Origin of the sequence: Halorientalis sp. IM1011, from assembly GCF_001989615.1 — an archaeon.
Taxonomy (GTDB): domain Archaea; phylum Halobacteriota; class Halobacteria; order Halobacteriales; family Haloarculaceae; genus Halorientalis.
The window spans coordinates 2,135,125-2,159,829 of the sequence record NZ_CP019067.1 but is presented as its reverse complement, the minus strand read 5'-3'; the positions used below and the strand labels follow the sequence as shown (position 1 = coordinate 2,159,829).

Annotated in this window: 26 protein-coding genes; 17 read left to right on the top strand and 9 right to left on the bottom strand. The window is 67.0% G+C overall.

Annotation, left to right across the window (positions count from 1 at the left end):
* Positions 1-121 precede the first annotated feature (121 nt).
* The 4 genes from truA (at position 122) to BV210_RS10935 (ending at position 5,576) form a co-directional block, all read left to right on the top strand.
* Entirely contained in the window at positions 122-946 is an 825-nt protein-coding gene (gene truA, locus BV210_RS10950) for a tRNA pseudouridine(38-40) synthase TruA (RefSeq protein WP_077206705.1), read from the top strand.
* Positions 947-994: 48 nt separating this feature from the next.
* On the top strand, positions 995-2,785 hold the full coding sequence (pepF, locus tag BV210_RS10945; RefSeq protein ID WP_077206704.1) for an oligoendopeptidase F: 1,791 nt from the start codon (positions 995-997) through the stop codon (positions 2,783-2,785).
* A 101-nt stretch (positions 2,786-2,886) separates the two neighbouring features.
* Positions 2,887-4,107, top strand: coding sequence for a proteasome-activating nucleotidase (locus BV210_RS10940; RefSeq protein WP_077206703.1), 1,221 nt, complete (start codon positions 2,887-2,889; stop codon positions 4,105-4,107).
* A gap of 74 nt (positions 4,108-4,181) precedes the next feature.
* The gene (locus tag BV210_RS10935; RefSeq protein WP_077206702.1) at positions 4,182-5,576 is read left to right on the top strand and encodes a PAS domain-containing sensor histidine kinase; all 1,395 of its coding nucleotides are present in this window, start codon (positions 4,182-4,184) and stop codon (positions 5,574-5,576) included.
* 180 nt (positions 5,577-5,756) lie between these two features.
* On the opposite strand, the gene hisH is transcribed toward BV210_RS10935, so the two are convergent.
* From hisH to BV210_RS10915, 4 genes are read right to left on the bottom strand one after another with little or no spacing between them, the layout of a single operon-like run.
* Positions 5,757-6,404 carry an imidazole glycerol phosphate synthase subunit HisH gene (gene hisH, locus BV210_RS10930; RefSeq protein ID WP_077206701.1) on the bottom strand — a complete coding sequence of 216 codons (648 nt, stop codon included), beginning with the start codon at positions 6,402-6,404 and terminating at the stop codon, positions 5,757-5,759.
* 43 nt (positions 6,405-6,447) lie between these two features.
* Complete coding sequence (locus BV210_RS10925) at positions 6,448-7,032, bottom strand: uracil-DNA glycosylase family protein (RefSeq protein WP_077206700.1); 585 nt, start codon at positions 7,030-7,032, stop codon at positions 6,448-6,450.
* A gap of 49 nt (positions 7,033-7,081) precedes the next feature.
* The gene (locus tag BV210_RS10920) at positions 7,082-7,645 is read right to left on the bottom strand and encodes a DUF99 family protein (protein WP_077206699.1); all 564 of its coding nucleotides are present in this window, start codon (positions 7,643-7,645) and stop codon (positions 7,082-7,084) included.
* Positions 7,642-7,833 carry a DUF5786 family protein gene (locus BV210_RS10915; protein WP_077206698.1) on the bottom strand — a complete coding sequence of 64 codons (192 nt, stop codon included), beginning with the start codon at positions 7,831-7,833 and terminating at the stop codon, positions 7,642-7,644. Before BV210_RS10915 ends, BV210_RS10920 begins: the two co-directional genes overlap by 4 nt.
* Before the next feature lie 89 nt (positions 7,834-7,922).
* On the opposite strand from BV210_RS10915, the gene BV210_RS10910 reads away from it, so the two are divergent.
* Both BV210_RS10910 and BV210_RS10905 read left to right on the top strand, forming a co-directional pair.
* Positions 7,923-8,534 carry an MBL fold metallo-hydrolase gene (locus BV210_RS10910; RefSeq protein ID WP_077206697.1) on the top strand — a complete coding sequence of 204 codons (612 nt, stop codon included), beginning with the start codon at positions 7,923-7,925 and terminating at the stop codon, positions 8,532-8,534.
* An 88-nt stretch (positions 8,535-8,622) separates the two neighbouring features.
* Positions 8,623-9,168 carry a hypothetical protein gene (locus BV210_RS10905; RefSeq protein WP_077206696.1) on the top strand — a complete coding sequence of 182 codons (546 nt, stop codon included), beginning with the start codon at positions 8,623-8,625 and terminating at the stop codon, positions 9,166-9,168.
* Here the strand turns inward: BV210_RS10905 and BV210_RS10900 are convergent.
* Positions 9,165-9,314: a 50S ribosomal protein L40e gene (locus tag BV210_RS10900; protein WP_077206695.1), complete on the bottom strand. Its 150-nt coding sequence runs from the start codon at positions 9,312-9,314 to the stop codon at positions 9,165-9,167. The genes BV210_RS10905 and BV210_RS10900 overlap by 4 nt on opposite strands.
* Before the next feature lie 83 nt (positions 9,315-9,397).
* On the opposite strand from BV210_RS10900, the gene BV210_RS10895 reads away from it, so the two are divergent.
* Positions 9,398-10,441 (top strand): enolase, encoded by a 1,044-nt coding sequence (locus tag BV210_RS10895; protein WP_077206694.1) that lies wholly within the window; start codon positions 9,398-9,400, stop codon positions 10,439-10,441.
* Positions 10,442-10,489: 48 nt separating this feature from the next.
* On the top strand, positions 10,490-10,651 hold the full coding sequence (locus BV210_RS20285; RefSeq protein ID WP_172824892.1) for a hypothetical protein: 162 nt from the start codon (positions 10,490-10,492) through the stop codon (positions 10,649-10,651).
* Positions 10,652-10,660: 9 nt separating this feature from the next.
* Here the strand turns inward: BV210_RS20285 and BV210_RS10890 are convergent, their stop codons facing one another.
* Positions 10,661-11,179, bottom strand: coding sequence for a DUF367 family protein (locus BV210_RS10890; protein ID WP_077206693.1), 519 nt, complete (start codon positions 11,177-11,179; stop codon positions 10,661-10,663).
* A gap of 52 nt (positions 11,180-11,231) precedes the next feature.
* Here BV210_RS10890 and BV210_RS10885 point away from each other — a divergent pair, with 52 nt between their 5' ends.
* Positions 11,232-12,536, top strand: coding sequence for a redoxin domain-containing protein (locus BV210_RS10885; RefSeq protein ID WP_077206692.1), 1,305 nt, complete (start codon positions 11,232-11,234; stop codon positions 12,534-12,536).
* A gap of 62 nt (positions 12,537-12,598) precedes the next feature.
* Complete coding sequence (locus BV210_RS10880; RefSeq protein WP_077206691.1) at positions 12,599-12,931, top strand: nuclear transport factor 2 family protein; 333 nt, start codon at positions 12,599-12,601, stop codon at positions 12,929-12,931.
* A 30-nt stretch (positions 12,932-12,961) separates the two neighbouring features.
* On the opposite strand, the gene BV210_RS10875 is transcribed toward BV210_RS10880, so the two are convergent.
* Both BV210_RS10875 and serS read right to left on the bottom strand, forming a co-directional pair.
* Positions 12,962-13,549 (bottom strand): hypothetical protein, encoded by a 588-nt coding sequence (locus tag BV210_RS10875; protein ID WP_077206690.1) that lies wholly within the window; start codon positions 13,547-13,549, stop codon positions 12,962-12,964.
* A gap of 71 nt (positions 13,550-13,620) precedes the next feature.
* Complete coding sequence (serS, locus tag BV210_RS10870) at positions 13,621-15,003, bottom strand: serine--tRNA ligase (protein ID WP_077206689.1); 1,383 nt, start codon at positions 15,001-15,003, stop codon at positions 13,621-13,623.
* Positions 15,004-15,201: 198 nt separating this feature from the next.
* On the opposite strand from serS, the gene BV210_RS10865 reads away from it, so the two are divergent.
* Both BV210_RS10865 and BV210_RS10860 read left to right on the top strand, forming a co-directional pair.
* Positions 15,202-15,957 (top strand): bacteriorhodopsin, encoded by a 756-nt coding sequence (locus BV210_RS10865; RefSeq protein ID WP_077206688.1) that lies wholly within the window; start codon positions 15,202-15,204, stop codon positions 15,955-15,957.
* A 2-nt stretch (positions 15,958-15,959) separates the two neighbouring features.
* Positions 15,960-18,185: a methyl-accepting chemotaxis protein gene (locus BV210_RS10860; protein ID WP_077206687.1), complete on the top strand. Its 2,226-nt coding sequence runs from the start codon at positions 15,960-15,962 to the stop codon at positions 18,183-18,185.
* 79 nt (positions 18,186-18,264) lie between these two features.
* On the opposite strand, the gene BV210_RS10855 is transcribed toward BV210_RS10860, so the two are convergent.
* On the bottom strand, positions 18,265-18,459 hold the full coding sequence (locus tag BV210_RS10855; protein WP_077206686.1) for a cold-shock protein: 195 nt from the start codon (positions 18,457-18,459) through the stop codon (positions 18,265-18,267).
* A 128-nt stretch (positions 18,460-18,587) separates the two neighbouring features.
* On the opposite strand from BV210_RS10855, the gene BV210_RS10850 reads away from it, so the two are divergent.
* The 5 genes from BV210_RS10850 to BV210_RS10835 all read left to right on the top strand — a co-directional run bounded on the left by BV210_RS10850 (position 18,588) and on the right by BV210_RS10835 (position 24,654).
* A complete protein-coding gene (locus BV210_RS10850) occupies positions 18,588-19,493 on the top strand; it encodes an MBL fold metallo-hydrolase (protein WP_077206685.1) in 906 nt (301 codons plus the stop codon).
* A gap of 41 nt (positions 19,494-19,534) precedes the next feature.
* Positions 19,535-21,457: a cation:proton antiporter gene (locus tag BV210_RS10845; RefSeq protein WP_077206684.1), complete on the top strand. Its 1,923-nt coding sequence runs from the start codon at positions 19,535-19,537 to the stop codon at positions 21,455-21,457.
* A gap of 160 nt (positions 21,458-21,617) precedes the next feature.
* Positions 21,618-21,776, top strand: a complete 159-nt coding sequence (locus tag BV210_RS19865) for a hypothetical protein (protein WP_157525969.1) — start codon at positions 21,618-21,620, stop codon at positions 21,774-21,776.
* A gap of 64 nt (positions 21,777-21,840) precedes the next feature.
* Positions 21,841-22,851 (top strand): TIGR04024 family LLM class F420-dependent oxidoreductase, encoded by a 1,011-nt coding sequence (locus tag BV210_RS10840; protein ID WP_077206683.1) that lies wholly within the window; start codon positions 21,841-21,843, stop codon positions 22,849-22,851.
* A gap of 117 nt (positions 22,852-22,968) precedes the next feature.
* Entirely contained in the window at positions 22,969-24,654 is a 1,686-nt protein-coding gene (locus BV210_RS10835) for an aldehyde ferredoxin oxidoreductase C-terminal domain-containing protein (protein ID WP_077206682.1), read from the top strand.
* Positions 24,655-24,705 lie beyond the last annotated feature (51 nt).

Here is a 24,705-nt window from a genome sequence, read left to right as displayed (position 1 = left end):
GTTGCCATCCGGCGGTTTTGCGATAAACATCGATCGAGGGAATTTGAACTGTCGAAAGATTTTAGTAGAGTTTCGATTGGCGTCTCGCAAGGCTCATCGGAACGCCGGAACGAGTGCTGGTATGCGCGCGTACCGGGTCGCGTACGACGGCCGGGCGTTCCACGGCTTCCAGCGCCAGCCGAACGTGGCGACCGTCTCGGACACGCTGCTCGCGGCACTCGAGGATCTGGACGTACTGGCGGACAAGGCGGACGCGCCGCCGGGCTATGCGGCCGCGGGTCGGACCGACGCCGGGGTATCGGCGGTCGCACAGACCGTCGGCTTCGACGCCCCCGACTGGCTGACGCCCCGCGCGTTCGACAGCGAACTCCCCCCGGACGTCCGGGTGTGGGCCGTCGCCGACGCGCCCGCGGACTTCCACGCCACACACGACGCGACGAGCCGCGAGTACGTCTACCACCTCCACGCGCCGCCCGATGCCGTCGACGACGAGCGCGCGAGGGCCGCTCTCGACGGGCTCCGGGGCGAACACGACTTCCACAACCTGACCCCCGACGAGGACGGGACCGTACGGGACCTCGACGGGTCGATCCGGCGGGACGGCGACTATCTCGTGCTCCGGGTCCGTGCCGGCGGGTTCGCCCGCCAGCTCGTCCGCCGGCTGGTCGCTCTGATCGACGAGATCGGTCGGGGCGAGCGCGACCGCGACGCCGTGGATCGCGTGCTCGCCCCGGAATCGCTGCCCGGACCGGCGGGAGTGCCCGCCGCGCCTCCCGAACCGCTGGTGCTCGCCGACGTGACCTACCCAGACCTGGCCTTCGAGCGCGACCCCGAGGCCGCAGCGAGCGCACGCGAGGTGTTCCGCGAGCGTCGGGTCCGGCACGCGACCCGGGCGCGCGTGGCAGACGACCTGGTCGACGGCGTCGGCCGCGCGGAGGAGGACTGAGCGCTCGTCGTGTAAAGGCTTACCTCGCGCCCCTTCCTACGGGCGGCAATGAGTTCGGTTCCCGACCGCAGCGACATCGACGAGGAACACACGTGGGATCTGGAAGCGCTCTACGCCGACGACGAGGCGTGGGAAGACGCCTTCGAGGCCGTCCAGGAGCGGCTGTCCGATCTGGAGGCCTACGAGGGACAGGTGACCGAGGAGGCCGAGACGCTCCTGTCGGTGCTGGAACTCCGTGAGGAAATCATGCGCACAGTTTCAAACGTCACCTCCTACGCGCGTATGCGTCGCGACGAGGACACCACGGACAGCCACTATCAGGCCCTGCTCGCGCGGGCGCAATCACTGTCCTCGGACGCCCAGAGCGCCGCCTCCTTCATCGAACCCGAACTGCAGGACCTCGATCGGGAGGACATCGAGGCGATGATCGAGGACGAACCGGATCTCGAGGAGTACGACCACTACTTCGACGACGTGTTGCGGATGAAAGAGCACACCCGGTCGGCCGAGATCGAGAACCTGCTGGCCGAACTGGGCGAAGTGACGGGAGCGCCCGGTGAGGTGTACAACACGCTCGCCAACGCGGACATGACGTTCCCGACAGTCCAGACGCCCGACGGCGAGCAAAAGCGGATCACCCTCAACAACTTCACCACGCTCCAGAAGAACCCTGATCGGGAGTTCCGACAGGCGGTCTACGAGGAGTTCTACGACGAGTGGGAGACGGTGCGCAACGCGGTCGGGACCGCCTACAAGAACAGCGTCAAGACCGACAGCAAGCTGGCGACCGCGCGCAACTACGACACCGCCCGCGAGGCCGCACTCGACGGCCCGAACGTCCCCGTCGAGGTGTACGACAACCTCGTCGATACGGTGCGTGACAATCTGGACAAACTCCACCGCCACGCGGAGTTGAAGCGGGAGAGCATCGGGGCGGACGAACTCCGGATGTGGGACCTCTACGTCCCGATGGTCGAGGGCGAGAGCCCCGAGGTGACCTACGAGGAAGCCTGCGAGTACGTCACGGAGGCCGTCGCGCCGCTGGGTGATGAGTACCAGACCCGGCTTGCCGACGGCCTCGACTCGCGGTGGGTGGACGTGTACGAGACCGACGGGAAGCAGTCGGGGGCTTACAGCGGCGGGACCTACGACTCCCAGCCGTACATCCTGATGAACTACCAGGACGACGTGTCCTCGATGTACACGCTGGCTCACGAACTCGGGCACTCCCTCCATACGCAGCTCACCAGCGAGGAACAGCCCTACGTCTACTCGGGCTACGAGATCTTCGTGGCAGAGGTGGCTTCGACGGTCAACGAGACCCTGCTCACCCACCACCTGCTCGATACCGTCGAGGACGAACGCCTGCGCCGGCACGTCCTCAACGAGTATCTCGAACGGTTCCGGTCGACGCTCTACAGGCAAACGATGTTCGCGGAGTTCGAACACCGCGCCCACGAGCTCTCGGAGGCCGGGGAGGCACTGACGCCCGATCGGCTGGACGAACTCTACCACGAGTTGAAAAGCGACTACTACGAGCCCGCGGCGATCGACGACCGGATCGCCCGCGAGTGGATGCGCATCCCCCACTTCTACCGCGCGTTCTACGTCTACCAGTACGCGACGGGCATCTCGGCGGCCGTCGCGCTGGTCGACAACATCCTCGAGAACGGCGAGCCCGCGGCCGAGCAGTACGTCGACTTCCTCCGGAAGGGGTCCCGGGAGTACCCCCTCGAACTGCTCCGGGGTGCAGGCGTCGACATGGCCTCGCCCGAGCCGGTCGAGTCGGCCCTGTCGGTGTACGACGACTACCTCGACGAGTTCGCAGACCTGGCCTGAGAGGCGACAGCGGGGTCGATTCGGCCGGCCTGGGCCCGGCGGAGTAGGATGGCCGGGACCCAAAGGCCCTTTTACGAGCATCCGTTAGGGTCGACAGTCAGATGTCCCGGAGTCCGTCGCTCCCGGACCGGCCGCGCCTGGATCTCGACCCGGAGATGTCTCCGGAAGAGCGGCTGGATGCGTTGCGGGAGCACTTTATCAAGCTGGAACAGGTCAACGACGAACTATCGTCGCAACTGGACTCGGCCCAGGAACGACGCGACAACCTCAGCGGCGAGGTGGACCGGCTGGAACGCGAAAACGAGACGCTCAAGACGTCCTCGCTGTACATCGCCACGGCCGAGGAAGTCACCGACGAGGGTGTCATCGTCAAACAGCACGGCAACAACCAGGAAGTCCTCACGGAGGTGTCACCGAACCTCAAGGAAGAACTGGAGGCGGGCGACCGTGTCGCCATCAACGATTCGTTCTCCGTGCAGACGCTTCTGGACGCCGAGACCGACGCCCGCGCCCAGGCGATGCAGGTCGACCACAGCCCCGAGGTGACCTACGCCGACATCGGCGGACTGGACCAACAGATCCGCGAGGTTCGCGAGGCCGTCGAACAACCGCTGGTCGACGCCGACCAGTTCCGCGAGGTCGGCATCGAACCGCCGAGCGGCGTCCTGCTCCACGGCCCGCCCGGGACCGGGAAGACGATGCTCGCGAAGGCCGTCGCCAACGAGACCGACGCCACCTTCATCAAGATGGCCGGCTCCGAACTCGTCCGGAAGTTCATCGGCGAGGGCGCACGACTGGTCCGGGACCTGTTCGAGCTCGCCTCCGAGCGCGAACCGGCCATCATCTTCATCGACGAGATCGACGCCATCGCGGCCAAGCGCACCGAATCCAAGACCTCCGGGGACGCCGAGGTCCAGCGGACGATGATGCAACTCCTCTCGGAGATGGACGGCTTCGAGGATCGGGGTGAGATCCGCATCATCGCGGCCACCAACCGCTTCGACATGCTCGACCGGGCCATCCTCCGCCCCGGTCGGTTCGACCGCCTCATCGAGGTCCCCGAACCCGACGCCGAGGGCCGCGAGCGGATCCTGGAGATCCACACGAAGGACCTCAACCTGGCCGAGGAACTGGATCTCGCCGCCATCGCCGCGGAGACGGAGGGCTTCAGCGGTGCCGAACTCGCCAGCCTGACTACCGAAGCCGGCATGTTCTCCATCCGTGACGACCGGACGGAGGTCCGCATGGAGGACTTCGAGGACGCCCGCGAGAAGGTCACGGACGCGGAGGGTCAGGAGACGGGCCCCATCGCGTTCTACTGAATCCGCCTTCTTTCACGCTGTTTCGGCCGATATCCGCCAGTATCTTTTTCAACACCGAGACACGTCTTTAAGTGATGGAGTGGCCAGGTCCGGCCGAGGCGTTGCTCGACCACGCCCGGGACAAGATCGTCGTCCTCGACGAGGACGGGGTATTTCGGTACCTGAACCGGGCCACGGAGGAGGTGCTGGGGTACGAGCCCACGGAACTGCAGGGCGAGTACGCCTTCGAGTACATTCACCCCGACGACCGCGAGCGGATTCGCTCGCGGTTCGAGGCGGTCGTCGACAGCCGGGAGGAAACCGGCACCATCGAGTACCGCCACCGGACCGCCAATGGGACGTACGTGTGGCTGGAGAGTCGGATCGCGAAACTCGGCGGGACGGACACCGACGGATACATCGTCAGTTCCCGGGACATCAGCGAGCGGGTTGAAGCCCAGCGCCAGCGCGACGCGACCGCCGAGCGCCTCCAGGAACTCGCCGCCAAGACGACGGACGTACTGTGGATGTTCTCGGCAGACTGGGACGAGTTGCTCTTTATCAACGACGCGTACGAGCCAGTCTACGGCCAGCCCGCCGCCGTGATCGAGGACGACCCGTCGCGGTTGATCGACGTGATCCACCCCGAGGATCGGCCGGCGATCCGAGACGCCATGGATCGCCTCTCGAACGGCGAGTCGGTCGACTTCGAGTTCCGCGTCAATCCGCGACAGGATTACAACCGCTGGGCGTGGGTGCAGGCCGAACCGATCTTCGAGGGGAACGAGGTCGTCCGGATCGTCGGGTTCACCAGGGACGTGACCGACCGAAGACGCCGCGAGCGGCAGTTGCGCGTGATCGATACGATCCTCCGGCACAATCTCCGGAACGATCTCAACACCGTCCTCGGTCACGCCGAGTACATCGCCGAACACCCCGAAAACGACCCGCCGGCCCACGCCGAAGTGATCCGGCGAACCGCCCGGTCGCTGCTGGGCAAGGCCGAGAAACAGCGCCAGACCATCGAGTTGCTCACCGATCACGCCACACCGCGTCGCGTCGATCTGACCACCGCCGTGGAGGACGCCGTGGCGTCGATCGCCACCCGATATCCACAGGCGGAGATTACGACCGACCTCCCGCCGTCGCTCACGGCCCGTGCGCTCGACGATATCGAGGTGGCAGTCCGTGAACTGCTCGGCAACGCCGCGAAACACGCCGAGGAATCGGCCCCGCGGATCCGCGTCGACGCGTCCCGGGTCGACGACCTCGCGCTCCTGACGATCGAAGACACCTGCCCGCCGATCCCCGACTACGAGTACCGCATCCTGACCGGCGAACAGGAGATGGACGGCGTCACCCACACCAGCGGCCTCGGCCTCTGGCTGGTCTACTGGATCGTCGACCTCTCGGACGGCCACATCACCTTCGAGACGAACGAGACCGGCAACACCGTCACCGTCTCACTGCCGCTGGCCGAGGACGACTGACTGCCTACTCCTCCGCACAGATTTCGACGAAGTTCCGCAGAATCCGCAATCCGGTCTCACCCGATTTCTCCGAGTCCACCTTTTTCCGCTCGGGTCACTCGCTCGGCTCGTGACCGCTCGCGCAAAAACGTGGGCGAAAAAGCCGGCCGCTCACTTCGTTCGCGGCCGGTACGACACCGCCTACTCCTCCGCACAGATCTCGACGAAGTTCCGTAAAATCTGCAGTCCCGTCTCACCCGACTTCTCGGGGTGGAACTGCGTCCCGAAGACGTTCCCAGCCTCGTTCGCGATGATACTCGGGAAGTCGAGCCCGTAGTCGGTGGTCGTGACCACCGCGTCCTCGCTGTCGGGTTCGGCGTAGTAGGAGTGGACGAAGTAGGCGTGTTCCCCATCTACGCCCTCGACCAGCGGGTGGTCACGCTGTACGTCGAGTTCGTTCCAGCCCATGTGTGGGACCTTCTGCTCGCCGTGGAATCGCCGGTTCGTTCCGGGGATCAGGTCGAGTCCCTCGGCCTCGCCCTGTCCGGCGTGATCGGCCTCCTCGCTCGTCGTCAGCAGCATCTGCATCCCGAGACAGATACCGAACAGCGGCGTGCCCTCGTCGGCGGCGTCAGCCAGCGCTGCCCGGAAGGGACCGGCGTTCTCCATGCCCTCGCTGAACGCGCCGACCCCCGGGAGGACGATGCCGTCGGCCCGGTCCACGGCGGCCGGTTCGTCGATCAACTCGACCGACGCGCCCGCACGCTCCAGCCCGCGGGTCACGCTCCGGAGGTTCCCCAGCCCGTAGTCGACGACGACCACCTCGGCGGCCGTCTGGGTCGTACTCATGTGCAACGATTGGCGGGTCCCGGTCAAGTCAGTTCCGCTACGCTCAGAACGAGCCCAGCGTCGACTGCCCGCCTGCGCCGGTCAGGTCGGCCGCCCGCTGGATCGTCGACTCGAAGGTCTCCTCCTGGCTGCGGTCGTACAGCGTCGCGGCCGGGTGGACCGAGACCATGACGGTCCGGGTCTCGCCGGCGATCTCGGTGTCGAACGTGTCGCCGGCCTCGCCAGTGACGCCCACGTCCCGGTCCAGCAGGTGTTCACTCGGCACCTTCCCGAGCGTGACGATCACCGTCGGATCGATTTGGTCGATCTCCCGGTCGAGGTACTCCCGGCAGTTCTCCAGTTCCGCGGCACGGGGGTCGCGGTTCTCCGGCGGTCGACAGCGCACACAGTTGGTGATACGAACGTCGGCGCGCGCGAGTCCGGCCGCGCGGAGCGCGTCGTCCAGCACGGTGCCGCTCCGGCCGACGAACGGTTCGCCCTGTTCGTCCTCGTTCGCGCCCGGTCCCTCGCCGACGAACAACAGGTCAGCGTCCGCTGGACCGACGCCGTTGACGATCTGACTCCGACACTCCGCGAGGTCGGGACAGCGCGTGCACTCGGTCACCGCCAGATCCTCCATCTCGCCCATGGGGTCGCTCCGGCAGGCGGGACCAAAAGTGAGTCGCCTGCACCGCCAGTCAGTCCACGGAGCCGCGGCGGAACCCGTCGGCTCCACGGGCTGCAAGCCGCGCGACCCGGAGCGGTTCCGGTCGTCCGCCCTCGGGCGTGAAGCCGTCGACGACCCCCGCCGCTTCCCCGTCGTCGAGGCCGACGGCGCGGACGAAGAGGGGGTCCGCATCTACGTGGACACGCTGGCGGTCGGGCTGGTCGCGGTAGGTCGACAGCCGCTGCTCCAGGGCGTCACCGTCGAACTGCTCGCGCAGTGCCGGTTCGAGCCCCTCGCTCTCCTCGTAGGTCACGGAAAGAACGGGTCGGTCGGTGTGGTCGGCGATGCGGTGCAGGTCGAGGACGTTGAACCAGGCGGGGGCGATCCCGGAGACGAGCACGTAGCGGACGTCCTCGCGCCCGAGGTCGTCGAACAGCGTGCAGACGGTGTCCGTGGCGTCGGTCCCGCCGACGGTGCAGGTGGCGAAGGCGAAGCCGTCGACGACGCGGCTCGCGCGGGTCACGACACCGGCGAACGTGCTCCGGCCCTCACGGAACGACTCGGCGATTCCGAGGGCACGGACCCCGGATTTCACGTGTTCTCGTCTTCGTCCTCTTTGATGTGTTTGAGTTTGTCGAGTAGTTCGTCGTTCGACGCGCTGAACTCGTACTCGATGTCGCCGTCGTGGTTGTTCTCGGATGTCGATACGCCGTCATCGTCCTCAAAATCAGTGTCGTAGTCCTGATTTTCCTGTTCGGACTCGTCGTAGCTCCCGAACCCCATGTGTGTTCATTTGCGTTGCAGGGTGAAAAGTATCTCGCCGGTATCGGTCGCCCGGTACTCTGATACGGTTCCCGGCCTACGGCCGGACCATGGACGTGTACAACGTCACGGCCGATGCGGAGACGTTCACCTGCAACGCCTATCTGGCGCTGGGCGAGCGCGCAGTACTGGTCGACGCCGGCGCGATGGACGGCGTCGTCGACGTGATCCGCAACCACACCCCCAGTCTCGACGCCGTCGTCCTCACCCACCAGCACGGCGACCACGTCGGAGAGCTGGACGCCGTCCTCGACGAGTTCGACGCCGAACTGTACGCCTACGGCGACCACGACCGCCGCTCGGTCGAACTGGCCGACGGCGACCAGGTCATGATCGGCGACGAGGCCTTCGACGTGGTGTACACCCCCGGTCACGCCGACGACCACGTGTCGCTCGTCAGCGAGAACACACTCTTCAGCGGGGACGTCGTCGTCCACGACGACGGCGCGTTCGACTACGGTTCGTTCGGCCGGACCGACATGGCCGGCCAGTCCCGCGAACGCCTGATCGAGAGCATCGAGGACCTGCTCGACCGTATGCCCGACGGAGTCGCCCACATGTACGCCGGCCACGGGGATACCTTCGAAGGCGACGTGCGCGACGTCGTGGAGACGGCACTGGAACGCGCCGAGAAGCGCGAGCCGAAATATCCCGACGAGTAATATATACGGGTTCGCGTGCGAACCCGGCCCGTCAAAAGCGGATCCGTATCAGTTATTACGGACTGGAAACTCACCACGAGCAGATACAGTGGGACTGCGCGATTGGGTCTTCGGCGGCGACGAGACGGCTCTGGAGGCGGCTAACCGACTCCGTGGGACCGCGAAGGAATCGCCCGAGGAGGTCGACGTCGAGCAGTTGATCGAGCTGGCACTCGAACCCGACGAACACGCGGTATCGCGCGCGGCGGCCGACGGGATCACCGCGCTGGCCGAACGGCAGCCGGGCCTCCTGTTCGATCACGTCGCGGAGTTGATCGAGGCGACGACGGTGCTAGAGGGAGTCGGCTCGAAACAGCGCGGCGAGTTCGCGCGGGCGCTCGCACACGTCGCCCGGGAGGATCCCAGCGTCGTCGCACCGAGGGCCGACCAGTTGCTCGACTCGCTAGCGGCGGAACTGGACGCAGACAGAGCGTCGGGGAGCGACGTCTACCTCGATCCGGAGAAAGCAGTCGGGCTCAGCCACGCCGCGGCCGCGGCGGGCATCGAGGATGCGACGCCACTGCTGGATCGGTTACGACGCCACTCGGATCCGACGGCGAGCGACGCCGCCAGAGAGGCGCTACGAGAACTCTAGGCCGCGTTGCGTTCGCGGTTCTTCGGTCGGAGATTTCCGTAGCCACACTTCCGGCACCGGTCGGTTTCCGTCGGGTTGCGAGCGTTACACCGCATGCAGATCTGCTTGGAGAGGATGCGGTCCTCCGCTTTCTCGAACGTAGCCATGAGCGCGTGTTTCCCGTCGTCGCGGTTAAGTGTTCCGAGACCACCCGGCCGGGCTTTTTGTCCGCCCCCGCCCTATCCGGGGTATGCTCTTCGACCGGGTCGCCGACCTGCCGGTGGTCGTCGACGGCGTCGACCTCCTTCAGCAGGAGCGAGACACCACCAGCGGGTTCGCACGCGCGACCACGACCGTCGCCCTCTCGGGTGCGGGCGAGACCGGGAAGGGAGAGGACGTGACCTACGAGACCGAACTGCACCACGAACTCGCCGAGGCCGGCCTCCCCGACCTCACCGGCGAGTACACGTTCGCCGAGTTCTCCACACGCGTGGGCGAACTGGACCTGTTCCCATCGCCGCCCGAGCGCGAGGACTTCCGCCACTACCGCCGGTGGGGCGTCGAGAGCGCCGCGCTGGATCTGGCGCTCCGGCAGGCCGACACCGATCTGGCGTCGGCGCTCGACCGCACCTACGACCCCGTCGAGTTCGTCGTCAGCACGCGACTGGGCGAGCCACCGACCACGGATCGGCTGGAGGCGGTCCTCGACGTCCGTCCCGACACCGAGTTCAAACTCGATCCGACGACCGACTGGACCGCCGAGTTGGCCGAGTCGGTCGCCGACCTCGCACCCGTCCGCATCTGCGACCTGAAAGGCCAGTACTCGGGGACCGTCGTGGACGCGCCGCCGGATCCCGACCTCTACGAACTGGTCCTGAATGCGTACCCCGAGGCCGTCGTCGAAGATCCGAACCTCACCGACGAGACGCGGCCGCTGTTCGAGGGCCGGGAGGGTCGAGTCTCCTGGGACGCCCCCATAACGGGGGTCGCAAGCATCGAGGCCCTGCCCTTCGAACCCGACTGGTTGAACATCAAGCCCTCCCGCTTCGGCAGCGTCGAATCCCTGTTCGAAGCGGTCGAGTACTGCGAGGATCACGATATTCAGATGTACGGCGGCGGCCAGTTCGAACTCGGTGTCGGCCGCGGCCACATCCAGGCGCTGGCCGCGCTGTTCTACCCCGAGAGCCCCAACGACGTGGCCCCCGGCGGGTACAACGACCCCGACTTCGATGGGAACCTGTCGCCGAGTCCGCTGGAGCCGCCCGGCGAGCCCGCGGGCTTCAGGTGGCCCTGACGGCCGAGCACTTGGAAAATTGAAGTCGGCTCCGGAACTGGTCGGGGTATGGTCCTCGAGTTCTTCTGGTTCGTGGTCGGTTTCGTCCTCACCGTGAGCATCATCGCCATCGGCGCGTACATCGGCACCCTCCGCGCGCTCGATACGTTCTACGGCGACGGTACCAGCATCTTCCTCTCCGAGGAGTTTCACGGGCGACACGAACGCTGACGCTCCCGGTTACTCGCGGTCGAGATAGTCGTCCTGCACGTCCAGAATTTCCTCGGAATCGGTACATTCGGCGTAGCGACGCAGGGGTTCCTCGTTGAGTTCGAGGAAGGTGTGGCCCCAGGTGAACTTCGACAACAACTCTTCGGCGTGGTCGCGCTGGCCGAGGATACAGAGCGCGCCGGCGAACGCCTCGACGGTGTTCAACTCGAAGGGCGTCCCGTAGTTGACGGGGTTGGCCGCGACGAGGAAGGGCAGCGCCCGGTGGATCCCCTCAAGATCGAACGCCTCGCGTTGGGCGGTCTCCCAGGAGCAGTCGAGCGCGACGAGTCGGTCGTGGCGCGCGCCGGAGCCGACGCCGTCCTCGGGCGAGAGGACCCGGTCGGCGAAGGGGTTGAGGACGATCCCCGGCGGTGTCGACCGGGTCGCGCGGTGGAGGTCGGCGAGGTCGAACCGCGCGAGTTTCCGGGCGCTACACTTGTCGGGATCGTCGTCGCCCTCGTAGCGGACGTGGAGGCCGTATGCGCCCATCGAGTGGACAAACGCAGTCAGGCTTTAAGTCCCTTGCAATCGAGTTTCGGGTGTGCTATCGGAAGGGACGGTGGCCCCGACGTTCACGTTGCCGGGTGTGGTCGACGACGCACCCAGAGACGTCTCCCTCGAGGACTACGTCGGAGACGGCATCGTCGTGCTCGCGTTCTATCCGGCCGATTTCAATCCCGCCTGCGAGGACGACTCCTGTGACCTGACGGAACTCGATCTGTTCACCATGCAGCGTGACGTGGACATCTTCGCCGTCAGCACCGACAGCGTGTTCAGCCACCGCGCGTACGCCGAGGAGTACTCCCTGTCGATCCCCCTCCTGAGCGACACCCACGGCGAGGCCGTCGAGGCCTACGACGTGGCGCTGGACAGCGACCAGTTGCTCGCCCGGCGGGCGGTGTTCGTCATCGACCAGGAGGGCGTGATCCGGTACGCCTGGTCCACCGGCGATCTGGCGGAACGGCCCGACATCGACGCGATCCGGGAGGCCGTCTCCGAGATCGGCGGCGACTCGACCGCCGTCGGCCGCTACCGGGTCGGTCACGCCCACTACATCGAGGCCCGCCGCGCGTTCACCAGCGCGATGAACAGCTACGAGGAACGGGACTGGCTGATATCGCAAGGCGACTTCCAGCGCGCGATGGAGGAGTTCCAGGAGTCGGCCGACCAGTTCCAGAGCGCCGTCCGATTCGCCGAGTCAGAACCGCTCCAGCAGGGGTTCGAGCGCGCCCAGGAGAAGGCCACCGCGCTCTGGCAGGCCGCCGAGTGGCTGGCCGAGTCCGCCAGCGAGTACGCCAGCGGCAACGGCAAGGAGGCAGACGAACTCCGGCAAGACGCCGAAACCCCGCTCGAGTCCGCCCGCGACATCGGTGAACCGCCGGACCCCGACGACATCACGCTCGACGCCGACGGGACGGCCACTGAGCGATCCGATTCCCGAGCCGACGAGGGTCTCGACGCCCCGACGGATCCGGCCGACGACGAGGATACGTCCCAGCCCGGCGGCGACGCCGACGGCCACCCCGGCGAGCAGGACGACGTGGACGCCGCCGTCGAGGACGTTGCCGTCGAGGGCGGGTCCGACAGCGACGACGATGAGGGCCGCGCCGGCCACGGCGACCGGGACGCCGACGGCGTCTCCAGTGCCGTCGAGTTCGACGTGGACGACGGAGTCGGCCCCAACGGGACGGCTGATCGAGCGGCTGACACGACCGACGGGAGCGACACGGCAGAGGGACCCGACGAGACGCCGGTCGAGCCGAACGGGACCGACGCCAGCGACGGGGAGGACGGCGACGACGAGGACGACGACATCGAACTCGACCTGAAAGACCCCAACGAGTGAGACCGACGCGGACTCGACGTTCGGTCCCACACTTTCTCGGTCCCCGGCCGCCAAGTCCGGGCATGGACCGCGAAGCGGCCGCCCGCGAGTACTACCGGGCGCTCGACGACCACGACTACGAGGCGCTCGCCGACCTGCTGGCCCCCGAGTTCGTCCAGCACCGTCCCGACCGGACCATCGAGGGCCGGGACCGGTTCGTGACCTTCATGCGCGAGGAACGGCCGATGACCTCGACGAGCCACCCGCTAGATGCCGTCTACGAGACCAGTGGGTCCGGGGAGGTCGCAGTCCGCGGCCGCTTGCTCGACGCCGACGGCGACCGCATCACCGCCTTCGTGGACGTATTTACCTTCGAGGGCGAAAATGTAGCGACGATCGACACTTACACGCAGTAGCCAAAGCGGAAACGAACGGAGCCTGTCCGGTCACTCCGCCGACCGGTCGCCAGACTCGTTCGCATCGTCCACGGCCTCGTCGTCCACAGCCTCCTCGACCACGTCCCTGTCGACGTCCATGGTCCCCGGTTCGGTGGGGTGTTCGTCTGCGTCTTCCACCTCGTCGACGGCCGTCTCGGCGTCCTCGATCGGTTCGTCGGTTACCGATTCGTCGTCTCCCGATTCGTCGTCTCCCGGTTCGTCGTCTATCCGTGTGTTACCTGTCGGTTCGGACTCCTCGACAGTATCGTCCGTTTGGCCTCCCGACCCCGAACCCTCGACGGAGCCGCTGTCGCCGTCGGACGCGCTACTCGGGACGCCGACGCCACCGGAAGCTGGCTGCCCGCGATCCGTCGTCCCGTCGGGACCCGCCCCGCTGGGGTCCACGGCCGCCGCGACGCGGGTCCGGATCCGTTCTCCCGACCGCGCCTCACTGCGGGAGCGTCTGATCGCGAGGTACGCGAGACCGCCGATCGCGACCACCATCACGATCTTCCGGAGTCCGCCGGAGACGTTCGACCCGCTGTCGCTCGCGGTCGGCTGGTCGGTAGACTTGGCCTCCGATTCGAAGAGAGTCACAGTACCGGTACCACGTCCGCGAGGAAAGTGGTTCGGACCTCCCCGATCCGGGGAAAATTCAGTCCGTCGGATCAGTCCTTCTCGCCCGCGCCCAGGGCACTCTCACCGACGGGTTCGTGGCCCTCGATGACCTCCTGCCCGCCCATGTATTCCCGGAGCGGTTCCGGGATCGTGACGGTGCCGTCCTCGTTCTGGTAGTACTCCATGATGGCGACCATCACCCGCGGGACGGCCAGCCCGGAGCCGTTCAGGGTGTGCAGGTATTCGGCAGATTCGTGGCGCTCGGGCCGATAGCGGATGCCCGCCCGCCGGGCCTGGAAGTCCTCGAAGTTCGAGACCGAGGAGACCTCCAGCCAGCGGCCGCCCTCCTCGGGGCCATCGTCCATGTCGTCGCCGGGAGCCCACACCTCGATATCGTACTTCTTGGCCTGGGTGAAGCCCATGTCGCCGGTACACATCTCCAGCACGCGGTAGGGCAGCCCCAGTTCCTCCAGTACCGCCTCGGCCTCCCCGCGGAGGTCTTCGAGGCGGTCGTAGCTGTTCTCCGGGCGGACGAAGTTGACGAGTTCGACCTTGTTGAACTGGTGAACGCGGACGATGCCACGGGTTTCGGTCCCGTGTTCGCCGGCCTCCCGCCGGAAGTTGGGGCTGTAGGCCTGGTGTTTGAGCGGGAGGTCGTCGTCCAGCAGGATCTCGTCGCGGTACATGTTGGTGACCGGCACCTCCGCCGTCGGGAGCAGCCAGAGGTCCTCGTCGTCGTAGGGCTCGTCGTTGTCGCCACCGACGCGGTAGGCGTCCTCGACGAACTTGGGGAACTGCCCGGTCCCCTCCATCGAGGCGCTGTTGACCGGGATCGGCGGGAACACGTCGGTGTACCCCTGCTCGCGGTGCAGGTCGAGCATGAACTGGATCAGCGCGTGTTCCAGCCGCGCGCCCTCCCCCTGCAGGAAGTAGAAGCCGCCGCCGGAGACCTTCGCGCCGCGCTCGAAGTTCAGGATGTCCAGTTCCTCACCGAGGTCGTAGTGGGGCGTCACCTCCTCGGGAAGGTCGCGCAGGTCGTCGAACCCTTCGCGGGCGACCTCGACGTTGTCGCTCTCGTCGTCCCCGACGGGGGCGTCCTCGTGGGGGATCTGCGGGAGTTCGAGCAGGGCCTCCTCCAGTTCGGCCTCCAGGTCGTCCGCGCGGGACTCGACGTCCTCCAGTTCCTCCTTCAGTTCGCTGGAGCGTTCGATTGCCTCCTGGGCTTCTTCCTCCTCGCCCTCCTGTTTGAGCTGGCCGATCTTCGAGGAGACCTCGTTGCGCTCGTGGCGGAGGTCGTCGCCGCGTGCCTTGAGGTCGCGCCACTCCTCGTCGATCTCCAGTATCCGGTCGAGATCCACGTCGTCGACGCCCTTGGCTTCGAGGGCCTCCCGGACCGTCTCGGGGTTCTCCCGGAGGAACTGCCTGCTGATCATTTGCACTGGAGTTTTCCGTGCCGTGGCAAAACCGTGTCGCTCTCCGCGAACGCCGGGGACCCCCGGACCCGACGCGATTCAGCGAACGAAACCGACCGCGTGTTTATGCGTGTGTTCGTCCTGTGCATTTGACAGACAGCGGTCGGCGCGGGAGGACGGACGGATCACGCCCGGAGCCGACCGTCGAGAGACCGAACGATGCTATTCGAAGAACGGACCCTCTACGCGGCGGTGGCTATCGTGGGAGGACTACTGACGGCCGTGTTCGTCGCCTGGGCCCGGCGGTTCGACGGGGCGACGCGGCGGCACGCGATGCTCGCACCGGCGATAACCGCGTCGCTCACGGTGAGTTACGTCGGGATGGCGACCGGGGTCCTGCTGTTGCGGGGCCCCCACGGTGCACCGGTGTATCTCACCCGGTTTCTGGACTACGGGGTCGTCTACGCCGTGATGATCGCCTACACGGGGCAACTCGCCGACGCCGACCGGCGGTCGGTCCTCTCGGGGATCCTCGGGCTGTGGGCGTTTTCCTTCGGGGCAATGGCCCGCCACCTCGCGTCGCCGCCGCTGGACAGCCTCGCGAGCCTGCTGGTGCTGGGTGGGTTCGTCTACTCGCTGTGGCTGTTGCTCCGCACGTACACGCGGGCGGCGGCGTCCGTGGCCGGTGACCGCCGTCTCCTCTTCGGCAAACTCCGGAACGTGCAGGTGATCATGCTCCTGACGTACCTGCTGGTCGCGCTGACGACGCGACAGGCGCTTGGCCTGCTCGGTGCGTTCACCGGCATCTACGTCTCGGCCTACCTCGACCTGTTCAGCCACGTCGCCCTCGCCGGACTGCTCTTGCGCTCCGAACCGGCGATCAGGTCGACGGTCGAGACCCACCCCTCGCCGCTGTCCTTCCTGACGCGCTCGAACACCGACCACCCCACCGCCGAGACACCGGCCGACGACTGACGATGAACACGGAACGACTCGTCCCAGACCGGATCAGATCGCGCTACAGCCTGAAGATCGCGGCGACGCTCGCGCTGGTGTTCGCCGTCACGCTCGTCTCGGCCGCCTTCTTCTACGGCAACGTCGCGGGCGAACTCGGTTCCTCGGCCGACGCCGCGCTCGCCGCCGACGCGAACGAGAGCGCCGACACCGCGGCGCTGTGGGTCGAGGCCAACGCCGATCTCGCGACCAGTGTGGCGGCCACGGAGACCGTCGAGAGCGGCGACGCGGACCGCATCGGGGAGTACCTCGCCGGAGCCGCCGCCGGGTCCGACCGGGTGGGGGCGATCCACTACGTCGAGGACGGCCGGATCGCGGCGAGTTCGGCGTCGAGCGCCGTCGGCCAGTCGCTCTCCGTCGCGACGTCCGAGGGGACCGAGTCGGTCGCGGTCGACGAACCCCGGGACGCCGTCGTCGGGAACGGCTCCGTGATCCCGGTCGTGGCTCCGGCCGGCGAGAACGGATACGTCGTCGTGGCGGGCGCGGCCGAAACGCTCCGGAATCGGCTCGCGGACGAGAAGTACGACACCGCGCTCGCGGCGGGCGACGAGGTCGTGCTCGCGGCCGGCGACCAGGAGCGCGCCGCGGGGGCCACGGAACTGACGGCGAACGGCACCGCGACCGGCACCGTCGGCGAGACCGACCTGGTCGCCGCGACCGCGACCGTTTCCGGGACGGGGTGGCACGTCGTGAGCCACGCGCCGACCGGGACGGTCTACGGTGACCGCAACGTCGCGACCGCGGCAATCGTCGCGCTCATATACATCGTCGCGTTGAACCTCGGTATCTTCGGTGTCACCGTCGGCGGCAACCTCGCGCTGGCGCTGCAGCGACTGGCCGACCGGGCCGAGGAGATCGGACGCGGGAACCTCGACGTGGAACTGTCGACCGACCGGGCCGACGAGGTGGGCGTGCTGTACGACGAGTTCGACTCGATGCGGAGATCGCTGGAGGAGTCACTCGACGAGGCCGAAGAGGCCCGCACCGAGGCCGAACGCGCCCGCGAAGAGGCCGAACAGTCCGAGTTGCGGACCCAGCGACTCAACGAGGCACTCGAAGCCGAGGCCGAGCGGTACAGCGAGGTCATGGCCGCCTGCGCCGAGGGCGATCTCACCGAGCGGCTGGATCCCGAGGCCGACAGCGAGGCGATGCAGGCGATCGCCACGTCGTTCAACGACATGATCGCGTCGCTGGAGGCGACCGTCGCGGACGTCGAGGAGTTCGCCGACGACGTGGCCGAATCCAGCACCGGCGTCGAGGAAAGCGCCGCCGAAGTCAGGGAGGCCAGCGCGGCGGTCGACGAGTCGGTCGCGCAGATCTCGGCCGGCGCGCACGAACAGACCGAGGACCTCCAGGCGACGGCCGACGAGGTCAACGACCTGTCGGCGGCGATCCAGGAGGTCGCGGCCACGACCGACGAGATCGCGTCCGAGTCGGATCGGGTCGCCCGACTCGGGTCCGACGGTCGCGAGCAGGCCGAGGCGACCATCGCCGAGATGCGCGAGGTCGAGGGGCAGATCGCCGACGCCGTGACCGCAATCGAGGATCTGGCCGCCGAGATCGAGCAGGTCAGCGAGGCGACCGAGTTGATCGACGACATCGCCGAGCAGACCTCGATCCTCGCGCTGAACGCGAACATCGAGGCGGCCCGTGCCGGGGACGGCGGGGACGCCGGCGAGGGATTCGCCGTCGTCGCCGACGAGGTCAAAGAGCTCGCGGAGGAGACCAAGGCGGTCGTCACGGAGATCCAGTCACAGGTCGAGGCGGTCCAGGAACGGGCTCACGAGAGCGCCGACGACATCCGCGCCACCGAGTCACGGATCACGGACGGCGTCGCGTCGGTCGAAGAACTGACCGACGCCCTGGAGGCGATCGTCGACGGCGTCGACGAGGTCGACACCGGCCTCAAGAGCATCGCCCGGACGACCGACGACCAGGCCGACTCCGCCGAGGGGATCGTCGCGATGGTCGACGAGGTCGCGAGCGTCTCCGAACAGACGACCCAGCAGGCCGACACCGTCTCCGAGGCCGCCGGGGAAGCCACCGAGTCCATCGACGAGGTCTCCGACGCCGCGGGGCGACTCGCCGAACGGACCCGGGAACTCCGGCGGATGCTCTCGACGTTCGAGGTCGACGCCGACGAGCGACCGGTGGACTCCACGGTCGCCGACGGCGGACGGGAGCGGTGAGTCTCGTCGAAGAGTCGAAATCGGAACGGTGCCGTCGCTCACCGGGAAGCGTCTCGGAAAATTCGCGGTCGGAATCCGTTCAGTTACGAACGAGGTTCGTCGCGCGGGGGCCCTTGTCGGCCTGTTCGATGTCGAATTCGACTTCCTGTCCTTCTTCGAGATCCGGGCCGCCGACGTCTTCCATGTGGAAGAACACGTCCTCGTCCGCGTCGTCAGTCTCGATGAAACCGTAGCCGCCTGTGTCGTTGAAGAAATCGACCGTACCGTTTGCCATTGCCTCTGTATACAACCGCGGGGGAGGGATAAGGGTGGCGAGGGTCGAGTTACCACGGACCGCCCGCGACTGGTGTGGGCAGTGGTCCCGCCGGAACGGATTTCTTCCGGGGACTACAGAGTAGCCGTATGGCAATCGGCGACCACCTGACCGTCGACGGCGTCGACGGCGTCACCTACGTCGATACGGGTATGTACGACACCGCCGAGTACGGCGCGGTGTACATCGTCGACGCCGACGAGCCAGCCATCGTCGACTCGGGCATCGGCACCAACTACGAGGCGATCCTCGACGGCCTCAGGGCGGCGGGGATCGCACCCGAGGACCTGGCGACCATCGCGCTGACCCACGTCCACCTCGATCACGCCGGCGGCGCGGGCTATCTCGCCGAGGCGTGCCCGAACGCCGACGTGGTGATCCACGAGTCGGGGGCGCGCCACCTCGTCGAGCCCTCGGGGCTGATCGCGGGCACGAAACGGGCCGTCGGCGATCAGTGGGAGTTCTACGCGGACCCGAAACCCATCCCCGAGGACCGCATCCGCGAGATCACCGGCGGTGACGTGCTCGACCTCGGCGACCGCGAGCTACGAGCCCACCACACGCCCGGGCACGCACCCCACCAGGTCGTCTTCGAGTTACCCGACGAGTCCGTCGTGTTCACCGGCGACGCGGCGGGGATCTACGTCCCCGAACTCGATAGCATCCACCAGACGTCGCCGCCGTCGGACTTCGATCTCGAAGGGTGTCTCGGGGACCTCCACACGATCCGTGACTGTGATCCCGACGTGCTCTGTTACGGTCACTTCGGGCCGGCGGCGGCCGACGACCGACTCCGGGAGTACGCCGACGTGTTGACCGAGTGGGTCGCGGCGGTCGAACGGAAACGTGACGAACTCAGTGACGACGACGCCGTGATCGAGTACTTCGGCGACACCACGTCGATGACCGGGGTCTGGGGCGAGCGAAAAGCCAGTGCGGAAGCACGGATGAACACGCGCGGCGTCTTGGCGTATCTCGACACCCGATCGGAGTAGCGTCTGGCGGAACCGACCGCAGGCGTGGCGGCGGCGAGTGAATGCGTTTATGCCCCGGGCGTTCGTCGCTGCCGGTGTATGGAGGATTAGACGTGGCCACAGGTGAGATCATCCCGCTGGTGGCTGCCATCATCGGACTCGGCGTGGGGGCACAGTTGCTGGCCGCCCGATTCCAGGTTCCGAGTATCATCTTTCTCGTCTCCGCGGGGCTGATACTGGGGCCGCTCTCCGAGCTCATCTTCGGCACCCGAATCCTCTCGGCAGCGACCTTCGGCGGCGCGCTCCCGGCCATCGTCGGGCTCTCGGTCGCCATCATCGTCTTCGAGGGTGCGTTCCACCTCCGACTGGACCGCATCAGGGAAGCCCCGGCGGCCGCCCTGCGGCTGGTGACCGTCGGTGCCGCCATCGCGCTGGTCGGGACGGCCGTGACGGTCCGGTTCGCGCTCGGCCAGCCCTGGGATCTGTCCGTCTTGATCGGGGCCTTGCTCGTCGCGACCGGCCCGACCGTCGTCACGCCGATCCTCGACGTGGTCCCGGTCCGGGAGCGGGTGGCGGCCGCCCTCGAAACCGAGGGGATCGTCAACGACGTGACGGCCGCCATCGTCGCCGTCGTCGTCTTCAAGGTGATCATCGTCCGCGAAGCCGCCGGTGGAGCGTTCGTCAGGGAGTTTTTCGCCCGGCTCGGGATCGGCCTGCTCATCGGCGTCATCGTCGCCGCCGTGATCTACGCCCTGCTCAAATACGCCGACCTCTCGGCGGGGAACGCACCGCGTAACGCCCGCCTGCTCACCTTCGCGGGCGCGTTGATCGCGTACGGGGCCGCCGATTCCCTCGCCAGCGAGGCCGGCGTCGCCGCCGTCGCGACCGCCGGCCTCCTGCTGGGGAACGCGGACATCCCCTACGAGGACGATATCGAGTCGTTCAAAGGCGACGTGACGCTGATCGTCCTATCTTTCGTGTTCATCGCGCTGGCCGCGTTGCTGGACGTGGGCGACCTGCTCCGGCTCGGGCTGCCCGGACTCGCGGTCGTCGCCGCAGTCATGCTGGTGATCCGCCCGCTGCTCGTCTTCGTCTCGACCCGCGGTGACCGGTTCACCCGACCGGAGAAACTGTTCATCAGCTTCGTGGGCCCGCGGGGTATCATCCCCGCCTCGGTCGCGACGCTGTTCGCCGTCCAGATGCAGGCTCAGGGGCTGGACCAGCAGGCCCAGACCCTCGTCGGGACGGTGTTTCTGGTTATCTTCGTGACAGTCGCCATCCAGGGCGGCTTCGCGCGCTACATCGCGGAACAACTGAACGTGATACCAATGCGAGTCATCATCGTCGGCGGCGGTCAGGTCGGCCGTGCGCTGGCCGAACGGCTCGAGGATCGCGGCGAGAACGTCGTGATCGTCGAGGAGGACGAACAGGTAGTCGAACGAACCCGCAACGAGGGCTACTCCGTAGTCTGGGGTGACGGTACCGACACCGACGTGCTCCGGGAAGCGGGCGGTGCCAACGCCAAGACCGTCGTCGCCGCGACCGGGGACGACGACGCGAACCTGCTGATCGCCCAGCTGTCGAGCTCGAAGTTCGACACCGACCGGGTGATCGCACGCGCGAACAACCCCGACAACGTCGAGGCCTTCGAGGAACTCGGCGTCCGGACCATCTCCTCGGCGATGGCGACCGCGTGGGCGATGGACAACCAGATCGAACGCCCCGCGCTGGCCCACTGGATGACCGACGTGGGCCGCGAGGGCGACGTACAGGAAGTCGAGGTCACGTCGGAGGAACTGATCGGCCGATCGATCCAGGAGATCGGCCCGGAACTGCCCGAGACCTGCCTCGTCGCCCTGGTCGATCGCGACGGCGAGGTCGAGGTCCCCGGCCCGGACTACGTCATCGAGGCGGGCGACCGGGTGACGCTGCTGGGCAAACGCGACGCCGTCCGGAGCGCCATGAAGATGGTCGACCCCGACTGATCGTCGGCGAGCCGTCTCTCGTTTTGCACCTTTCACGTCGTTTTACGACGTTTCGATCCGTTCGGCCGACACTTCTGCGTCGAACACACGTTAAATGGCCTGTAACGAACGATACGGTCTCGGATTTATATGGTGATCGCCTCACAAGCAGGAACCGACGATGACCCACTCCGAAACGGACCCCGCAGACGAGGGCGACGATCCCCAGAGCAGGTACAGACAGTTCACGGCGGGCGACGCCCTCGTCGTCTACGACCGCGAGGACACCGCCCGGTGGCTCCAGTCCGACCTCGTCGTCTCGCTGGCCGACGTGCGATGAGCGGCCCGAACATCACCCATCCACCCCTCCAACGCTTAAGCCGGTTCCCTGTTTTTGTCGGCGCATGACGGCCCCGACCTGCGACCTCGTGTTGATGAGCCGCGACCACGACAGCGTCGACTCGCTGGCCGACCAGGCCCAGCGCGCCGAGGCGTACGGCTTCAGCCACGTCACGATGGGCGAGACGACCGGCTACAACATCGTCCCCGTGCTCACCGTCCTCGCCGAGCGGACCGACGACATCGGCATCACCGACGACGTGATATCGCCGTACTCCCGGGCCCCGACCGTGCTGGGTCAGACCGCACTCACCATGCACGACGTGAGCGACGGCCGGTTCCGCATGAGTTTAGGAACGAGTTCGCCCGCCATCGCCGAGCGCTGGCACGGGCAGGAGTTCGACCGCCCGCTGCGCCGCCTCCGGGAGACCATCGACGTCGTCCGGCAGGTCTGTGCCGGCGGCGACGTGGACTACGACGGCGAGTTCTACGACCTCGGCGGGATGAGCTACGAGGGCGAAGTGCCGGCGGACCCCCCGGCCATCGACGTGGCCGCGCTCGGGCCCAAAGCCGTCGAACTCGCCGGCCGGTTCGCCGACGGCTGGATCCCCCAGCTGTTCACCCTCGACGGTCTCGACGAGCGCATGGACGACCTCCGGCGCGGGGCCGACCTCGGTGATCGGAATGCCGACGACCTCCGGGTCAGCCCCATCGTTCGCTGCTGTGCGACCGAGGACGGCGAGACCGCACGCACGATGGCCCGCCAGATGATCGCCTTCCTGATCGGCGCGTACGGCCCCTTCTACGGGGATTCGATCGCCGAACAGGGGTACGAAGAAGCGGTCGAGGAGATCCGCGCGGCGTGGGAGGATCGGGACACGGCGGCGATGGCGGCGGCGCTCCCGGACGAGTTGCTCGACGCCGTGGCCGCGACCGGCACACCCGAGGACGTCCGCGCGAAGGTCGAAGATTTCGCCGCTGTCGACGGCGTCGACGCCGTCCGGGTCGGCTTCGTCTCCGGTATGAGCCAGGAGCACAAGGAGACGACGATGGAAGCGGTGACGGGCGACCGATAGCTCGTTCGACCACTGTTAGATCGGATCGGGACAGAGCCTTCCATCCGGAAGGGCGGTTAAAAACGTCCGTGTCCAGTGGCTATTGATTTATTAGGCTCCCAGTCGTTGCCACGTTCAATGATACACGGGCAGGGTCCACTGCTGTCGGTGGACGTGGGCGAACAGGAGACGGAGACGGAGAACATCGACGACGTACTGGAGTCGTTCGTCGGCGGCCGGGGTGTGGGCACGAAACTCGCTCACGAGCGGATCCCCTTCGACGCGGACCCGCTCGGGCCGGAGAACAGCCTCTTTTTCGCGACGGGGCCGCTCCAGACCTCGACGATGAGCTTCACGGGCCGGATGAACTGCACGGGACTGTCGCCGCTGACCGACGGTCTGCTGTCCTCGAACGCGGGCGGGTTCATGTCTCGGCCGTTCGCGGATACGGGCTACGGCGCGGTGGAGATCACCGGCGCGAGCGACGAACTGGTCGGCGTCCACGTGACCGACGAGGGCGTCACCTTCGAGCAAGTCGACCACCTCGAAGAAGCGACCATCCCCGAGACCATCGAGTATCTGGACGAGGAACACGATCTGGGTAACGAACACGCGGCCATCGCGGGTCCGGCCGGCGAGAACCTGGTCCGCTTCGCCGCGATCATCACCTCCGAGTCACGGGCGTTCGGCCGCGGCGGCCTCGGCGCGGTGCTGGGCTCGAAGAACGTGAAGTTCCTCACCTTCGACGGCGACTCCCGACCGGAGATCGAACTCGACGACGAGGTGACACAGGCGATCCACCAGGAGGCCGCGACCTCCGACAGCCCGATGAAGGATGCCGGGACCACCTCGGTCTCGTCGTTCGCCAACGCGGTCGAGGCGGTCCCGACGAAGTACTTCGAGGAGCTGTCCTACGACAAACTCGAAAATATCGGCTCGTCGGCGGTCATCGACCACAAGTACAAGAAGGGGACCTGTTCGTCGTGTGCGTTCGCGTGCAAACTCCCCACGAAGGACGAATCGGACGGGTTCACGACCGAAGGCCCGGAGTGGGAGACGGTGATGGCCTTCGGGTCGAACGCGCTGGTCGACAACTTCCGGACGATCATGGAGGCAAACGAGCTGTGTGACCGGCTCGGGCTGGACACCATCTCCTGTGGCGACACGGTCTCGGCCTATCTCGCCGCCAACGACGAGTTCGGCAACGAGGACCTCTTGCTCGACCTCGTCGAGAAGATCGCCTACCGCGAGGGCGAGGGCGATATGCTCGCGGAGGGGATCGACCGCATCCACGACGACCTCGGCGTCGAGAACTGGACGATGAAGGGCATGGAGTTCGCCGCCCACGACGGCCGCACGCTCAACGGCCAGGGCCTCTCCTACGCCACCTCGAACCGCGGGGCCGACCACATGTACTCGGTCGCCTACGACTACGAGTACCCGCTGGTCTCGCCCAACGAGGCCATGGACAAGGAAGGCGTCGAGGGGAAATCGGGGAAGATCATCGAACTGGAGAACCTCAAGGCGGTCAGGGACAGCGGCGTCCTCTGTCAGTTCTCCTCATCCTACACCGAAGAGGAACGCTACGAGAAGGTGTTCCAGACGGACTACGAGCAGCTGATGGACGTGGGCAGCCGAATCGTCGAGATGGAGCGACACTTCCACAACGAACGCGGGAAGGACCGTAGCGACGACGAGGCGCTCCCCTACGAACTGGACGGGCTCTCGGAAGAGCTGTCGAGTTACTACGAGCAGCGCGGCTGGAACGACGACGGGACCGTGCCCGAGGAGAACGTCGAGGGCGCGGCAGCCACCGGCGACTGATCGGTTCGGTCGGGGAAATCGCCGTCGCCCAGCGTTCTCAGGTCAGGAGGC

Coding starts and splice junctions, on each gene's coding strand:
- truA (WP_077206705.1), top strand. CDS start 122: ATGCGCGCGTACCGGGTCGCGTACGACGGCCGGGCGTTCCACGGCTTC.
- pepF (WP_077206704.1), top strand. CDS start 995: ATGAGTTCGGTTCCCGACCGCAGCGACATCGACGAGGAACACACGTGG.
- BV210_RS10940 (WP_077206703.1), top strand. CDS start 2,887: ATGTCCCGGAGTCCGTCGCTCCCGGACCGGCCGCGCCTGGATCTCGAC.
- BV210_RS10935 (WP_077206702.1), top strand. CDS start 4,182: ATGGAGTGGCCAGGTCCGGCCGAGGCGTTGCTCGACCACGCCCGGGAC.
- hisH (WP_077206701.1), bottom strand. CDS start 6,404: ATGAGTACGACCCAGACGGCCGCCGAGGTGGTCGTCGTCGACTACGGG.
- BV210_RS10925 (WP_077206700.1), bottom strand. CDS start 7,032: ATGGGCGAGATGGAGGATCTGGCGGTGACCGAGTGCACGCGCTGTCCC.
- BV210_RS10915 (WP_077206698.1), bottom strand. CDS start 7,833: ATGGGGTTCGGGAGCTACGACGAGTCCGAACAGGAAAATCAGGACTAC.
- BV210_RS10910 (WP_077206697.1), top strand. CDS start 7,923: ATGGACGTGTACAACGTCACGGCCGATGCGGAGACGTTCACCTGCAAC.
- BV210_RS10900 (WP_077206695.1), bottom strand. CDS start 9,314: ATGGCTACGTTCGAGAAAGCGGAGGACCGCATCCTCTCCAAGCAGATC.
- BV210_RS10895 (WP_077206694.1), top strand. CDS start 9,398: ATGCTCTTCGACCGGGTCGCCGACCTGCCGGTGGTCGTCGACGGCGTC.
- BV210_RS20285 (WP_172824892.1), top strand. CDS start 10,490: ATGGTCCTCGAGTTCTTCTGGTTCGTGGTCGGTTTCGTCCTCACCGTG.
- BV210_RS10890 (WP_077206693.1), bottom strand. CDS start 11,179: ATGGGCGCATACGGCCTCCACGTCCGCTACGAGGGCGACGACGATCCC.
- BV210_RS10880 (WP_077206691.1), top strand. CDS start 12,599: ATGGACCGCGAAGCGGCCGCCCGCGAGTACTACCGGGCGCTCGACGAC.
- serS (WP_077206689.1), bottom strand. CDS start 15,003: ATGATCAGCAGGCAGTTCCTCCGGGAGAACCCCGAGACGGTCCGGGAG.
- BV210_RS10865 (WP_077206688.1), top strand. CDS start 15,202: ATGCTATTCGAAGAACGGACCCTCTACGCGGCGGTGGCTATCGTGGGA.
- BV210_RS10860 (WP_077206687.1), top strand. CDS start 15,960: ATGAACACGGAACGACTCGTCCCAGACCGGATCAGATCGCGCTACAGC.
- BV210_RS10855 (WP_077206686.1), bottom strand. CDS start 18,459: ATGGCAAACGGTACGGTCGATTTCTTCAACGACACAGGCGGCTACGGT.
- BV210_RS10850 (WP_077206685.1), top strand. CDS start 18,588: ATGGCAATCGGCGACCACCTGACCGTCGACGGCGTCGACGGCGTCACC.
- BV210_RS10845 (WP_077206684.1), top strand. CDS start 19,535: ATGCGTTTATGCCCCGGGCGTTCGTCGCTGCCGGTGTATGGAGGATTA.
- BV210_RS19865 (WP_157525969.1), top strand. CDS start 21,618: ATGACCCACTCCGAAACGGACCCCGCAGACGAGGGCGACGATCCCCAG.
- BV210_RS10840 (WP_077206683.1), top strand. CDS start 21,841: ATGACGGCCCCGACCTGCGACCTCGTGTTGATGAGCCGCGACCACGAC.
- BV210_RS10835 (WP_077206682.1), top strand. CDS start 22,969: ATGATACACGGGCAGGGTCCACTGCTGTCGGTGGACGTGGGCGAACAG.